The organism is Amycolatopsis sp. NPDC049252, from assembly GCF_043197175.1.
Lineage (GTDB): Bacteria > Actinomycetota > Actinomycetes > Mycobacteriales > Pseudonocardiaceae > Amycolatopsis.
Genome location: NZ_JBICSQ010000003.1, coordinates 424,033 through 437,307 on the forward strand (window position 1 = coordinate 424,033; position 13,275 = coordinate 437,307).

Genomic DNA, 13,275 nt, shown 5'->3' on the forward strand with positions numbered 1-13,275 from the left:
AGGTACGCGTGTCGTCCGCCTGAGTACGCGAGTCGACCTTCCAGGTACGTGAGCCGACTCTCTGGGTACGCGAGCCGACTCTCCAGGTACGTGAGCCGACGCTCTGGGCACGTGACCCGACCCTGCGGGTACGCGAGTCGGCCCGGCAATCACGCGTGTCGGCTTCCCAATGACGCGTGTCGACCATCCAGACACGTGTCGGCCATTTACGCACGCGGCCGGGGCCCCAAAACCGTGCTCACCCAGCGCGCCGGGACCGGATCTCGACCAAAGCGCCCGCCGCCGCCAACCCGCCGGCGCAGCAAGCCGCCACGGTCACCACCTGGATCGCCGAGCCGTGCCGCCAGGCCGGGATCAGCACCGCCTCCACCGCCACCGCCGCCCACATCAGCACCGTCACCCGGCGGTCGCCGTCGGCCAAGCGCGCGTACAACAGGATCTGCACCAGCGCCAGCATCGACCCCGCCAACGCGAACGGCCACAACGGCATGGTGCTTCCGGCGTAACGAACCCCGCCGATCAGCGGCAGCAACCGGGACCCGAACACCACAGTCACCAGGACCACCACCGCGTCCAATGAAGCGCAGATACCCAACGCCACCGGCAACGCCCGACGCCGGTCGGACACCACGGCGAACCGAGGCAGGACCAAGACCCCCACCGCCTGCGGCAGCCAATAAGCGATCTTCGTGACGATCGCGCCCAGTGCGTACTCACCCGCCTCCGCCGCGGGCAGGGTGTGGCGGGCCAGGACCAGGTCCAGGTTCACCAGCAGTACCAGCGCCAGCATCGCCTGGGCCGTGTGGAGGACGTCGCGGCCGTGGCGGTCGGACCAGCGGGGACGCGGGCGGCCGCAGATCTGCCAGCTCGCCGTCACCACCGCCAGCGAGCCGATCGCGGTGCCGGCCAGGGCGCCGGTCGTGGAGCCCGAGACGAGCAGGCCCACGACCGAACCGCCGACCTTGCCGACGCCCTCCAGGGCGATCAGCCCGGCCAGCGTCGCGAAGCGGTGGCTGCCCTGCAGGAGCCCGTGAAACAGCCCCAGCAGCGTCAACGGGCCGAGTGACGCCGTCACCAGCAGCGCCGGCGCCAGCGAACCCAGGTGCAGCAGGAGGACCAGCAACGGGCTCACCGTCAGCGCCGCCGCCGCGACGATCCCGCTCGTCACCAGGCCGAGCGCGAACAGCGACCCCGGGTGCTGCGGCGAGCGGGCGACCCGCAGCGCCACCACCGTCTGCAGCGCCATCGCCGGGACGACGCCGATCACCAGCACCGCCAGCAGCGAGCTCAGCTCACCGAACGCGCCCGGCGCGAGGATCCGGGCGGCCGCGAGGCTCAGCACGTAGCTGCCCGCGTTGTTGCCCGCGAGCGCGAGCGAGACGAGGATCGCCGCGATCCGGTTGCCGGTCCGCGCCGGTCCGGCTTCGGTGTCTACGCTCAACGACGGGCTCCCATTACCGGCGAGTAATGAGCAGCGACGATAACCGCGCGGGGAACGGAAAGGAAGGGCCGTGGACGCACCGGGCAGGCGGCTGGCCCTTCCCGCCGTCTCCGCCGTGCTCGCGTTCGCCGTCTGCGCGCCGCTGCTCGGGCGTGGGTTCGTCCTGAGCTACGACATGGTGTTCGCGCCGGAGCAGTACTTCGTGCCGGACGCCTTCGGGATCGGCGCCACGCTGCCGCGGTCGGTCCCCGCCGACACCGCCGTCGCGCTCGCGACCACCGTGCTGCCCGGTGACGTCGTCCAGAAGATCGTGCTGCTGCTGGCGATCTTCTTCGCCGCGTACGGCGCGGGCAAGCTCGTCCCCACCGAGCACACCGGCACCCGGCTGGTCGCCGCGACCGCGTACGCCTGGACGCCGTACCTCGCGGAGCGGCTGTTCATCGGCCACTGGCCGCTGCTGCTGACGTACGCGAGCCTGCCGTGGATCGTCGCGGCCGGGCTCGCCGCCCGCGAGCACGAACCGAAAGCGCTCCTACGGCTCGTGCTCGCCTGCGCGCCCGCGGTGCTGACGCCGCCGGGCGGGATGCTCGCCGCCGCGGTCGCGGTCGTGGCCGCCGGGTCCCGCCGGATCCCGGCGACGCTGGGCATCTCCGTGCTGCTCAACCTGCCCTGGCTCGTCCCGACGTTCCTCAACGCCGGCGGCACCTACTCCGACCCGGCCGGCGTCACGGCGTTCAGCGCCCGCGCCGAAAGCTGGGGCCCCGCGCTGCTCAGCGTCCTCGGCCTCGGCGGGATCTGGAACTCCGAGACCGTGCCCGGCAGCCGCGCGATGCCGTTGATCCCGGTGCTCGTGCTCGTCACCGTCGCGATCGCGCTGGCCGGCCTGAAACCGCTCGCCGCGCGCTGGGGCACGCCGCCGGTCCGCGCCCTCTTCCTCCTGGGTGTCGCGGGCGTTCTGCTGGCGTCGCTGGCGACGCTCCCGTTCGGCGAAACACTGCTGGACGTGGCGACGCGGCACCTCCCCGGCGCCGGGCTGCTGCGCGACGCGCAGAAGTGGGTGGCCTGGTGGGCGTTGCCGCTCGCGATGGGCTTCGCGCTCGCGATCGAAGCCGCGGCCGCGAAACTGCGGACGAGACCGGGACGCGCGGGGCTCCTCGCCGCGGCGGCGCTCTTCCCGGTCCTCACCATGCCGGACCTGGCGTGGGGCGGCTGGGGCCGGCTCGCCACCGCGCAGTACCCGGACGACTGGCGCGCGGTGTCCGAAGTGCTCGGTGCCGACGCTCGTCCCGGTGACGTGCTGGCGCTGCCGCTCTCGGCGTTCCGCGGCTTCGCGTGGAACGCCGATCGCACGCAGCTGGACCCGGCGCCGCGCGCGCTCCCGAAACCCGTGCTGACGGACGACACCCTGCAGGTGGGCAGCGAGCGGATCGCCGGGGAGGACCCGCGGATCGGCGACGTCCGCGCCGCGACGTCCGCCCAGGACCTCACCGGCGCCGGGATCGGCTGGATCCTCGTCGAGCACGGGACTCCCGGCGACGTCGACCCGCGGCTGCTCGCCGGCGCGACGCCGGTGTGGTCGGGGGAATGGCTGACGCTGTACCGGACCCCGGGTGAGGCGCCGGTGAAAGCCGTTGCGTGGGCCCCGGCCTTGGTCGCGGACAGCGTAGTGCTCACGTCGCTCTGCGTCGCACTGTTGTGTCGCATGTTACCGATGCGTACATTGGGCCGCGGCAGGATTTTCCCGCCGCGGAAGAAGGAGTGACACGTGGGCACGCTCATCGGCGTGGTGGCCGCCGTCATCATCGGGGGCGGGTTGGCGACGGGCGCGGGCTTCGCGTTGATCGAAAGCGGTGACCCCGACAGCACCGCCGCGGTCCAGCAGCAGCTCAACCAGCAGGTGAAGTACAACCCCGCGGACCACCCGGCCAAGTTGTACGGGAACCGCTGACGCGCATGACGCAGTTCGCCTCCGACCACGCGCACCGCGTGGTCGGGCTCTACGGCGACCCCACCGTCTCCTGGAGCATCCTGCTGGAGGCGGAGCTCTTCTCGGCCCCGGAACCGGAAAAACTCCGCGCGCGGCTCGCCGCCGCCCTCCCGCAGCACCCCCACCTCGGCCCCGCGCCGGTCGTCGAACAGGTCACCGCCGCCGAGTTTTCCGGGGTGCGCGCGCGATTCGCCGCCGAGCCCTACGACCGGGGCGCGCCTTTGGTGCGCGTCGCCGTCCGCACCGGCGAGCCCGCGTTGCTCGTCGCCGCCCACCACGGTGCGCTCGACGGCCTCGGCCTGCTTTCCCTGCTCGGTGTCCTCCTCGACGTCCCGGTTTCCTCCGCGGCGCGCGGGATCGGGGAGCGTACCGGCGGCGGGAAGCCGTTCCTCGTTTCGGCCGTCCAGCGGCTCGCCGAGGCGCTTTTCACGCCGCCGGGCCGGATCGCACCCGATCGGGACGCCGAGCGCGCGGGGGACGTCTTCGAGGCCCGGCGTATGCCCCGGTTGCGGCTGAGCGCCGCGGGGTTCGTCGCGGCGGCCACCCAGGCGACCGGACGCTGGAACCACGCGCACGGCGCCCGCACGGCCCGGGTCGTGGCCGCGCTGGGCGCGTCGTGGCGCTCCGGCGCCGCCCCGGAACCCGTGCACGACAGCGCGTTCTTCCGCCTGCGGCTGCCGTCCGAGCCGGATTCCGCCGCCGTCGCGGACGTCCTGCGCGCGCAGCCGCCCGAACCCGACTTCCCCGCGCGCAGCAGCCGGATCGCCCGGCTGGGCACCCGGTTGCTGGCGAGCCGGCTCGGCTCGACGTTCCTGGTGTCGAACCTCGGCGTGGTGTCCACAGCGGACACCGTCCGCTCGATCGCCTTCTACCCGGCGGCGAGCGGCCGATCAGGCGTGGCGTTCGGCGCGGCGACCACGGGGGACACCACCACGGTGACCGTGCGGGCCCGCCGCAAGGACTTCGGCGCGGCGGCCGCCGGAGCGCTGGCCGAGCAGTTCCGGGACGCGGTGCGGGACCAGGCCGGGCCGGCTCAAGACGCGGGGCCGCGGCGCCGGGACGCCGGCGACGTCCCGGACCAGTGACGCGAACTCGCCGACACTCTTGTCCCAGCTGTAGTTCCCGGCCCGGGCGGCCCCGGCCAGGCCCATTTCGGTGCGGCGCAGCCCGTCGGCGAGCAGCCCGTCGACCCGGTTCGTGAAGTCCTCGAAGTCGTCGGCCAGCAGGCCGGTCCGGCCGTCCACGATGGATTCGGCGACGCCGCCGGCCGCGCGGTAGGCGACCGAGGGGACGCCGTGCGCGGCCGCCTCCATGATGACGATGCCCCAGCCCTCCTTGACCGATGGGCACAAGTGCAGCCACGAGCGCGCCAGGATCTCGTGCTTGGCCTGCTCGTCGACCCAGCCGTGCAGGATGACGCGGTCCGCGACGCCGCGCTCGGCCGCGTGCGCCCGCAGCACCTCGTCCCACGGTCCCTGGCCGACGACCTCCAGCCGCAGTTCGGGCCAGCGGCGCGCAAGCTTCGCGACGACGTCGATGGCGTGCTCGATCCGCTTGTGCGGCACCAGCCTGCTCACCGCGACCAGCGTCGGCGCACTGTCGCGTTCGGACGCCACCGGCGGCGGCGTGTCGAGCCCGTTCGGGACCACCGCGACGCGTTCGCGCTGGATGCCCAGCTCGGCCAGCTCGGCCTTGGTGACCTCGGAAACCGTGACGTAGCGGCACTTGCGGAACAGCCACGGCGCCAGCCGCGACTCGATCCACCAGCCGACCCGGCCCAGCGTCTCGCCCAGCGCGCTGATCCACTGTTCCTTGTGGACGTGGTGCACGAGCACCAGCACGGGACAGCCGGCCACCAGCCGGGCGAAGAACGGCATCCCGTTCTGCACGTCGACCACCAGGTCCGCGCGCGCCCGGCGGATCGCCCGCAGCGCGTGGACGTAGACGCCGAACTTGTTGCCGCGGCGCCGGTAGCGGACGCCGTCACGCCATTCGCCCGCGGTCGCGCCCGGGTAGGCCGCGCACTGGATCTCGACCCGGTAGCCCGCTTTCGCGAGCCCCTCGGCCATCCGCTCGACGTACCGCTCGGACCCGCCGCCTTCGGGGTGGCCGGTGTCGCGCCAGTTGACCAGCAGCACACGAGGACGGTCCATCGGGTTATCCAAACTGTAGCGACGATGCTAGGTTACCGGTGCGTACACGGTATGCGTACACAGTAGAGGAACGTATTTCGGAAAGCGATGGTTCAATGGCAGTAAATCCGGTCGTCGCCCCGAACGCCGAGCCGCACCGCGCCACGCTCCGCCGTTCCGTGACGCTCTTCCGCACTTTCCTGACCGAGCAGACCGACCCGGACGGCTTTTACTCGGCGCTGGCCGCGGATTCCGTCCGGCAGTTGGCCGCGCACACTCCGCTGTCCGGGCGAACGATCCTCGATGTCGGCGGCGGTCCGGGGTATTTCTCGGACGCCTTCCGCGCGGCCGGCGCGTCCTACCTCGGGGTCGACCCGGACGTCGGCGAGCTGTCCGCGCGCGGTGAGCCAGGGGAGAACATGATCCGCGCGAGCGGCACGGAACTGCCGGTGCGCAGCGGATCCGTGGACGTCTGCTACTCGTCGAACGTGCTGGAGCACGTGGCGAAGCCGTGGGTGATGCTCGACGAGATGTGCCGGGTCACCAAGCCCGGCGGCACCGTCTTCGCGTCGTTCACGCCGTGGTATTCCCCGTGGGGCGGTCACGAGACCGCGCCGTGGCATTTCCTGGGTGGCTACTACGCGCGTCAGCGGTATTTCCGGAAGCTCGGGAAGCAGCCGAAGAACAAATTCGGCGAAAGCCTGTTCCCGGTTTCCGTCGGCGCCGCGCTCCACTGGGCGAAAACGACACCGCTGGCCGACCTGGTGGCCGGGTACCCGCGTTATCACCCGAGCTGGGCGATGTGGATCGTGCGGGTTCCCGGCCTGCGTGAACTGGCTTCCTGGAACCTGGTGCTGGTCCTGCGCCGGCGCTGAGTCAGCGGCCGGCGCCGACCGGTTCCCGCCGCCGCGGCGGCACCGGCGGCTCGGCCCGGCGCCGCCGGGCCAGCAGCACGATCGAGGCGATGATCAGCACGCCACCGCCGATCCCGAACCAGAGCGGGCCGGTGCTGGAGAGCAGTTCCAGCTTGCCCTTGTTCGCGTTCACCTGGTCCGCCATCTTCGCGACGGTTTCCGGGCTGTAGGCGAGGGTTCCGTCGAACACCACCGTCGACGTGCCGCTGGTCCCGACGCGCAGCTCCTGGTGCTGCTGTTGCTGCTGCTTGACCTCGATCCCGGTGACCGGCTCCACCCAGAGCGTGTTCACGCCGCGGTAGTAGAGGTCGGCCTTGACCGTCGGATCGGCGGAACCGACCAGCGAGCCCGGGACGTCCTTCGAGCCGAGCTTGGTGTCGGGGATGTTCTGGACGAACTTGTAGGTCTCGATCCCGTCCACGGTCTCGGTGCCGGAGTACTTGGCCGTGACGGCCGCGCCGGTGTTGTCGTCGTAGACCTTGTAGTCCTGCTGCTCGGTGCCGAACGGGAACTTGAAGTTCAGGCCGGGCTGCGCCTTGAGCTCGTTCGTCTCCGGCGGCTTGTCGCCCTGCTTGTCGGCCTTGTCCTGCAGCTCGGTGACGTAGCTGCTCTTGAGGTCGCACTTCGGGTCGGTTTCGCCGTGGGGCTCGTACCCTTCACCGGTGCGGCGGTCGAAGCAGACCTGGCGCTTGCTCGCGCTGAGCACGGTGCCGTCGGCCTTGTCGGTGACCTGCACGGCCAGCAGCCAGACCGCGTAGTCGGTGTCCTCGCGCATTTCCGGGGCCGCGAAGTTCGCCTGCACGTGGGCGGTCGCGACGAGGTCCGCGTTCTTGCGGATCTCCGAAACCGGGCCATTGCCCTTGTCCGTCACGGCGAGCACCTGGCTCGCGGTGCCCTCGAGCTCCGACGTCGAGTCCTGGTCGAGCGGCACCTTGGCGAGCTTGGGGTAGACGTAGGCCGGGAGGAGCACCGCTCCGGCGACCGCGAAGACCCCCAGTGCCAGCAAGATCAGGCCGAAAGCGCGTCGCAACGGTCCTCCTGGTGTCACACAAATTACCGGGCGGTAATCAGTGTCCGGATAGTGGCCTGCGCCACGCCGGGCGTCAAAGTGTGACTCGCGGTCACAGACACCGCGTACGACCGGAAGGCGGCATGTACGCCGCCGTTCGCACCAAACGACCAAAGATGTTTGTTCCCGGGCACAACGGGCGTGGGCCCACCATCGGACGATCCTCACTCCGCCGCGCGGGACAGCAAGGAGAACCCCTCTTTTGGCGCAGGATCCTTCGACGGTCGCGATCGCGGCCACCGCACGCTGGCGGGCCAGGATCGTGGCGGCGGCCGCGAGCGTGGGAGTCAGCCTGTCCGACCCCTCGGCGGGCATCCCCGGCATCCGCACGCTCGTCTGCGGCCGCGGCGACCTGGCCCGGTTCGTGCCCCGCCTGGGCCACGACGGCGAACCGCCCACCCCGGCGATCGGCGCGCACTCCGACTCGATCGCCGACCGTGAGCTGCGCGACGCCGTGGCCGACGTCGCCGCCCTGCTTTCGTTGCACGGCAACGTGGTACTCGATCTCGACGCCGGTTTCCGACGGCGCCGGACACCCCGGCCGGACGTGGTCGTCTCGGCCGGCGCGGACCGTCCCCAGTGGACGGAGCCGGCGGTGACGCTCCCGGTGGGCACGGACCGGCGCGGGGGTCCGCTCACGGTGGCGCTCACCGCCGGTCCCGGCTTCGAGGGCACGCTGCTGGAACTGGCGAGGCTGGTGGAGGCGGACGCGGCTTAGCCCGGCTGCGCGATGTCGGGGACGCTTCCGCCGGAACTTCACGTCGGCCAAGGCGGGCGGGCCGGCGAAGTGCGCCTTCTCAAGGCCGGCGTCCTCGGCGAAGTCGGCTTCCTCGAAATCGGCGGCTCCGGCGAACGAGGCTCGGCCGAAATCGGCGTGTTCGCTGAAGGTGGCCAGGGCGAACACCGCGTCCCCGGCGAAGGCACCTTCCCGGAAAACCGCCCCGCCGGCGAAGTTCGCGCCGGTGAACCGGGCTTCAGTCGAGAAGGTTGCTTCGCTGAACCACGCGGTGCTGCCGAAGACCGCGTTGGGGAACCTGGCGTCGCAGGTGAATGTCGCGTCGTTGAACAACGCGCCGTCAGCGAAGCTCGTGAAGTCGAACCAGGCGTCGCCGATGAAGGTGGCGCCGGTGAAGTCCGCGGAGCCGACGTGGCAGCCGAGCAGGGAGAAGTCGATCAGCGTCGCGCCGGTGAGGTCCAGGTCGATGTCGTGCCAGAACGTCGGGTCGTCGCGGCGGGGCCTCCGGCCGGGGTTGAGGTTGTACTGGAGGATCCGCTGCACGGTCAGCCGCACCTCTCGTTCCTGCCGCGCGTCCCCGGTAGGCCGCGAGGCGGGTCGCAAACCCGGCCGGCGCCCCGGCGCCAGCGGCCGCCGTACCGGGTTCTTCGCCGGCGCCGGTTCGTCGTACGGCATCCGCAGGTACGCGCACAGCACGTTGACCACCGTCTGCCGCTGGGCCGGGTTGTCCTGGGCCACGCGCTCCAGGGCGTAACAACCGCCGTGGCGGATCGCGGCCTTGTCGGACCCCAGCTGCTCCACGGCCTTGAGGTACAGCTCGGTCAGGCGCCGCTCGGTGGCGTCGTGCTCGGTGGTCCACTGCCGGCGGCCGGTGAGCACCAGCGCGACGATGCCGCCGGTGCCGGCGCCCACCGTCAGGCCTGTCTTGATCAGTTTGATCCGGTTCGCAGGGGTGTCCGCGTCGACGAACACCAGCAGCAGCGTGACCGCCGCCGCGGCGATCACCGCGACCGGCACCACGATGACGAGGATCCGCCACCACCACGTCGCACCGCGCCGGCGCCACACCTCGTTCCTGAGCACCTTCACGCGCGCAGTGTGTCAGCCCACGACGGCCGTCGCGCGGATCTCCACCCGCATGCCCGGCGCGCCCAACGCCGCGACGCCGATCTGCGTCCAGATCGGCGCCCGGTCGCCCATGCGCTTGCGGAACTGCTCGACCATCACCTTCGTGTGGTCGTCGCCGATGGTGTCGGCCGCCGTCGGGATGTGGAACGAATCCACCGCGACGACGTCGGTCCAGCTCGCGCCCGCCGTGGCCAGCGTGCGCTCGACGTTCTCGAAGGCCTGGACGATCTCGTCCTCGAGGGACTCGGGGAAGACCGTGTTGTCGTCCCAGCCGCCCTGGCCGGAGATCTCGACGCGGTCGCCGATCCGGACCGCCTGGCTGTAGTGCAGGGCTTCGAGGTGCTTAGGGCCGTAGCCGGGGGTGACGAAGAACTCGGGCATGACGTTCCCTTCGATTGACTTCACGCTTGAAGTCAACGTAGCAGACTTCAAGCGTGAAGTCATCCGCGGCTGGGTAGAGTTCCTGCATGGCATCCGACGAGGACGAGCCGCGCTGGCTGACGCCGTCCGAAAAGGACGCTTGGACCGGCCTGATCTCGCTCGCCCTGCTGCTGCCGGGCAAGCTGGAGGCGCCGCTGCAGCAAGAGGCCGGCGTGACGCTCTTCGAATACCTGACGCTGAGCCAGATGTCGGAGGCGCCGGGACGGCGGCTGCGGATGAGCGAGCTGGCCTACCTGGCCAACGGCTCGCTCTCGCGACTGTCCAACGTGGTCAAGCGGTTCGAGCAGCGGGGCTGGGTGGAGCGTTCGCCCGACCCCGACGACGGCCGCTACACCCTCGCCGCGCTCACCGACGCCGGGTACGAAGTGGTCGTCGCCGCGGCGCCGACGCACGTGCGGGCCGTGCGGCAGCTCGTGCTCGACCCGCTCACCGCGGCCGATCAGCAGGCGCTGGCCCGGATCGCGGAAAAGCTGCGGGTGCGGCCCGTCGACCTGGCCTAGTGGTGATCGAGCCCTTGCTGCCACCGAGGCGGGAACGGGCTCGCACAGTTCTCGCCACAGGTGGAAAAGGCCCGCGACAAGGCTCGGGCCGCCTACGGAGCCGGCCGGACCGGCGCGTGCAAGTGAGGCCGGGCCGCTAGTCGTCGACCCACTCCAGCAGGTCGCCGGGCTGGCACTCGAGGACCCGGCACATGGCTTCCAGGGTGCTGAACCGCACGGCCTTGGCGCGCCCGTTCTTCAGGACGGCGACGTTGGCCGGCGTCAGCCCGACTTTCTCGGCGAACTCCCCGACGCTCAGCTTGCGCTTGGCCAGTTCGACGTCGATGCGCACGACGATCGCCATCAGATGACCGCTTCCATGTCGGTCCGCAGCGTAGTGGCCTGGCGCAGCAGAGCGCGCATGACCACCATCAGCAGGCCGATCACGGTGATCCCGACGGTCACCAGGAACAGCAGCATCGGCATCCCCGGATCGTCGGCGTTGAAGCCGACGAAGATCAGCATGCCGACGAAGACCAGCCACGCGGCGGCCACCGACCAGACGATCGCGTCGACCCACTTCAGGGCCGCGCTGGTGAAGATCCGGTCCTTCTTGACCAGCGTCAGCAGCTTCCACGTCGCGACGACCACGACCTCGACGCACAGGACCAGGAACACCGCGATCGCGGTCAGCGGCCACCGCAGCGGCGCGTCGTGCGGGTTCTGCGACGTCGTGTACGCGATCCCGCCGGGTAACGAGAGGGTCTGGAACACGACGAGGACGACGAAGAGCACGACGAGGAAGACCCGGAGCGCGGCCACGGCGCGTCTTTCGGTGAGCATGCGATGACTATCGCCGCTAATCTATCGAAAGTCAATCGGTAGCTGTCGATCTACGATGGTTCCGGATCAAGCCGGACCGACTCGAGGGCGACGTACAGCTCGCCGATGTCGACCGGGTCGGTCAGGTCGCGCTTGGTCAGCTCCTGCACGCGGCGCAGGCGGTACCGGACGGTGTTGGGGTGCACGAACAGCCGGTCCGCGGCCTCCTTCGCCGACCCGTGGCCGGCGAACCACGCGAGCAGCGTGTCGAGCAGGACCTTGCGCTCGGCGCCCGGCAGCGTCAGCACCCCCGACAACGCCGACCGCACGACGTCGCGGGCCATCCCCGGCGCGGCCGCGACCAAGGTGGTCACCGGCGAGTCGCCGAACACGACCACCCCGGCGGTCGCCGACGGCAGCGACCGGCGCGCGATCCGGGCGCGGTGCAGCGCGTCCGGGACGTCCGGGAACCCGGCGAACGGCCGGCTCAGCCCGGCCGCGACCGGCAGCGAACCCAGCACTTCCCGCAGCCGCCGGAGGTCTTCGATCCGGTCGATCGCGACCAGGCCCGCCTCGCCACCGGGACGCCACGCCGACCGCCACCGGCGCGCGCGCATCAGCGCTTCGACCGTGTCCTGCCCGTCCCGTTCGACGCGCTCGGTCACGACGGCGACGAACATGCCCGCCGTCGGCAGCCCCAGCTCGCGCGCCGCGGCCTCCATCTCGGGCTGGCCCGCGAGCCGCCCGCGCAGCAGGTCGTCCAGCCGCTGGACGTTCGCGTGCGACGGTTCGGCCGCGACCTGGTCGTACGCCGTGGTCAGCGCGTCCGAGTAGAGGTCGATCGCCTTCCAGACGTAGGAGTTGATCTCGATCGTCCGGGTGGAGTTGAGGAACTCGGGGCCGGCCAGCTCCAGCAGGGCCTCGTAGACGAACGTGCCGCCGATCCGGAACGCGCGCAGCACCGCCGGCAGCGGGATCCCTTGGCGCGCTTGGACGAGCCCGGTCTTGCGGGCCGCGTCGAGGGCCAGGCCGCGGCCTTCGGCCAGCGCGGTCAGCGCGCGCTCGAGGTTGGCGTGGCAGACCTGCCGCAGCTCGTCCGGCGCGACGTGCTCGACCTGCCGGTAGAACTCGTCCTCTTCGCTGAGCAACCGGGCCAGGCGATCGGCGAACTCCGGCAGCCTGCCCAGCATCTCGCGCACCAGCTCACGGTGTTCGCGAGGTACCGGCCTGGCCAGAGCTTCGATGCCCATCCCTCACTTTAGCTCGGGTTCCGGCAGCGGGGATACGCACGAACTTGAGCAAAATTCATATCCGTCGGGTGATCTTCCCGGTGAGGGGTTGACGCCACGATCGACTCACGAAAGCCGTTTCGCGGTGAAGTAGACGTGCGGCTCGGGGGTCGCGCCGGGGTGGTCCGGAACGAACTCCGCCTGCTCCTCGCGGACGATCTCGAGACCGGCCGCGCGCAGCAGCCCGGCCAGCGCCTCGGGGGCGAAACTGCTCGCGCGCACCGGGTGTCCCATGAAGACGATGTCGAGCCCGTCCACATCGGCCGGCACCGTGGCCAGCAGCACCAGGCCGCCGGGTTTGACCCAGGTCGCCACCCGCCCGATGACGGCCTCCTGCTCCGCGCGCGTCAGCTGCAGCAGCGAGAAGAACGTGGTGACCGCGTCCCAGGAACCGTCCTCGAAGGTCAGCTCGCGCTGGTCGCCGAGCTCGAACCGGGCCGCGGGCACCTGGGCGCGCGCGATCTCCACCATCTTCGGCGCGACGTCGTAGCCGGTGACGTCGTGGCCCGCCGCGGCCAGCAGCTCGGCGGTCGGGCGTCCGGTGCCCGACCCGAGGTCGAGGACCTTCGCCTGCGGGGGCAGCGAGGCGATCAACGCCGTGATCGCGTCCCGCTGGGCGGTCGCGGTGCGGAAGGCGTGTTCGTAGTCCTTGCCGAGCGCGTCGAAGACCTCGGCGGCGGTTTCGGGACGAGTCATGGACCCACCCTGCCAGACGTCCGATTGCGCAACTTCTGTATCGATATCTGCAAGTACCGAGTAAGTTCGGGCAAAATCGCGGCAATACCTTGTGGTGAGGGCGAAGCGCGACCTACTCTTCCGGGCACTCCTGAGCGAAAC

The 13,275-nt window shown here is 71.1% G+C and carries 13 protein-coding genes; 4 read left to right on the forward strand and 9 right to left on the reverse strand.

Annotated features, from left to right (window positions below; all coding sequences use genetic code 11):
* Positions 1-238 precede the first annotated feature (238 nt).
* A complete protein-coding gene (locus ACGFMK_RS07465; RefSeq protein ID WP_392759302.1) occupies positions 239-1,441 on the reverse strand; it encodes a polysaccharide biosynthesis protein in 1,203 nt (400 codons plus the stop codon).
* 70 nt (positions 1,442-1,511) lie between these two features.
* On the opposite strand from ACGFMK_RS07465, the gene ACGFMK_RS07470 reads away from it, so the two are divergent.
* Both ACGFMK_RS07470 and ACGFMK_RS07475 read left to right on the forward strand, forming a co-directional pair.
* Positions 1,512-3,203, forward strand: a complete 1,692-nt coding sequence (locus tag ACGFMK_RS07470) for a hypothetical protein (protein WP_392759303.1) — start codon at positions 1,512-1,514, stop codon at positions 3,201-3,203.
* Positions 3,204-3,206: 3 nt separating this feature from the next.
* The gene (locus ACGFMK_RS07475) at positions 3,207-3,389 is read left to right on the forward strand and encodes a hypothetical protein (RefSeq protein WP_323322329.1); all 183 of its coding nucleotides are present in this window, start codon (positions 3,207-3,209) and stop codon (positions 3,387-3,389) included.
* A 929-nt stretch (positions 3,390-4,318) separates the two neighbouring features.
* On the opposite strand, the gene ACGFMK_RS07480 is transcribed toward ACGFMK_RS07475, so the two are convergent.
* On the reverse strand, positions 4,319-5,566 hold the full coding sequence (locus ACGFMK_RS07480; RefSeq protein WP_392759378.1) for a glycosyltransferase family 4 protein: 1,248 nt from the start codon (positions 5,564-5,566) through the stop codon (positions 4,319-4,321).
* Between the two features lie 173 nt (positions 5,567-5,739).
* Here ACGFMK_RS07480 and ACGFMK_RS07485 point away from each other — a divergent pair, with 173 nt between their 5' ends.
* Positions 5,740-6,435, forward strand: coding sequence for a class I SAM-dependent methyltransferase (locus ACGFMK_RS07485; protein ID WP_392759380.1), 696 nt, complete (start codon positions 5,740-5,742; stop codon positions 6,433-6,435).
* Position 6,436: 1 nt separating this feature from the next.
* Here ACGFMK_RS07485 and ACGFMK_RS07490 read toward each other — a convergent pair whose 3' ends face one another.
* The 3 genes from ACGFMK_RS07490 to ACGFMK_RS07500 form a co-directional block, all read right to left on the reverse strand.
* Complete coding sequence (locus ACGFMK_RS07490; protein WP_392759305.1) at positions 6,437-7,504, reverse strand: DUF3068 domain-containing protein; 1,068 nt, start codon at positions 7,502-7,504, stop codon at positions 6,437-6,439.
* A 91-nt stretch (positions 7,505-7,595) separates the two neighbouring features.
* Complete coding sequence (locus ACGFMK_RS07495; RefSeq protein ID WP_392759307.1) at positions 7,596-9,368, reverse strand: pentapeptide repeat-containing protein; 1,773 nt, start codon at positions 9,366-9,368, stop codon at positions 7,596-7,598.
* Positions 9,369-9,380: 12 nt separating this feature from the next.
* The gene (locus tag ACGFMK_RS07500; RefSeq protein ID WP_392759382.1) at positions 9,381-9,788 is read right to left on the reverse strand and encodes a RidA family protein; all 408 of its coding nucleotides are present in this window, start codon (positions 9,786-9,788) and stop codon (positions 9,381-9,383) included.
* A gap of 86 nt (positions 9,789-9,874) precedes the next feature.
* On the opposite strand from ACGFMK_RS07500, the gene ACGFMK_RS07505 reads away from it, so the two are divergent.
* A complete protein-coding gene (locus ACGFMK_RS07505) occupies positions 9,875-10,348 on the forward strand; it encodes a MarR family winged helix-turn-helix transcriptional regulator (RefSeq protein ID WP_392759308.1) in 474 nt (157 codons plus the stop codon).
* A 136-nt stretch (positions 10,349-10,484) separates the two neighbouring features.
* On the opposite strand, the gene ACGFMK_RS07510 is transcribed toward ACGFMK_RS07505, so the two are convergent.
* The 4 genes from ACGFMK_RS07510 to ACGFMK_RS07525 form a co-directional block, all read right to left on the reverse strand.
* Positions 10,485-10,691, reverse strand: a complete 207-nt coding sequence (locus tag ACGFMK_RS07510; protein ID WP_247056639.1) for a helix-turn-helix transcriptional regulator — start codon at positions 10,689-10,691, stop codon at positions 10,485-10,487.
* Positions 10,691-11,170, reverse strand: a complete 480-nt coding sequence (locus ACGFMK_RS07515) for a DUF2975 domain-containing protein (RefSeq protein WP_392759311.1) — start codon at positions 11,168-11,170, stop codon at positions 10,691-10,693. Before ACGFMK_RS07515 ends, ACGFMK_RS07510 begins: the two co-directional genes overlap by 1 nt.
* Positions 11,171-11,220: 50 nt before the next feature.
* Positions 11,221-12,399: a PucR family transcriptional regulator gene (locus ACGFMK_RS07520; RefSeq protein ID WP_392759312.1), complete on the reverse strand. Its 1,179-nt coding sequence runs from the start codon at positions 12,397-12,399 to the stop codon at positions 11,221-11,223.
* Positions 12,400-12,504: 105 nt separating this feature from the next.
* Positions 12,505-13,134, reverse strand: a complete 630-nt coding sequence (locus ACGFMK_RS07525) for a class I SAM-dependent methyltransferase (RefSeq protein ID WP_392759314.1) — start codon at positions 13,132-13,134, stop codon at positions 12,505-12,507.
* Positions 13,135-13,275 lie beyond the last annotated feature (141 nt).

What these genes read in the sequence shown, in the direction of transcription:
- ACGFMK_RS07500 (WP_392759382.1), bottom strand. Translation starts at nt 9,788, where the DNA reads ATGCCCGAGTTCTTCGTCACCCCCGGCTACGGCCCTAAGCACCTCGAA.
- ACGFMK_RS07505 (WP_392759308.1), top strand. Translation starts at nt 9,875, where the DNA reads ATGGCATCCGACGAGGACGAGCCGCGCTGGCTGACGCCGTCCGAAAAG.
- ACGFMK_RS07510 (WP_247056639.1), bottom strand. Translation starts at nt 10,691, where the DNA reads ATGGCGATCGTCGTGCGCATCGACGTCGAACTGGCCAAGCGCAAGCTG.
- ACGFMK_RS07515 (WP_392759311.1), bottom strand. Translation starts at nt 11,170, where the DNA reads ATGCTCACCGAAAGACGCGCCGTGGCCGCGCTCCGGGTCTTCCTCGTC.
- ACGFMK_RS07520 (WP_392759312.1), bottom strand. Translation starts at nt 12,399, where the DNA reads ATGGGCATCGAAGCTCTGGCCAGGCCGGTACCTCGCGAACACCGTGAG.
- ACGFMK_RS07525 (WP_392759314.1), bottom strand. Translation starts at nt 13,134, where the DNA reads ATGACTCGTCCCGAAACCGCCGCCGAGGTCTTCGACGCGCTCGGCAAG.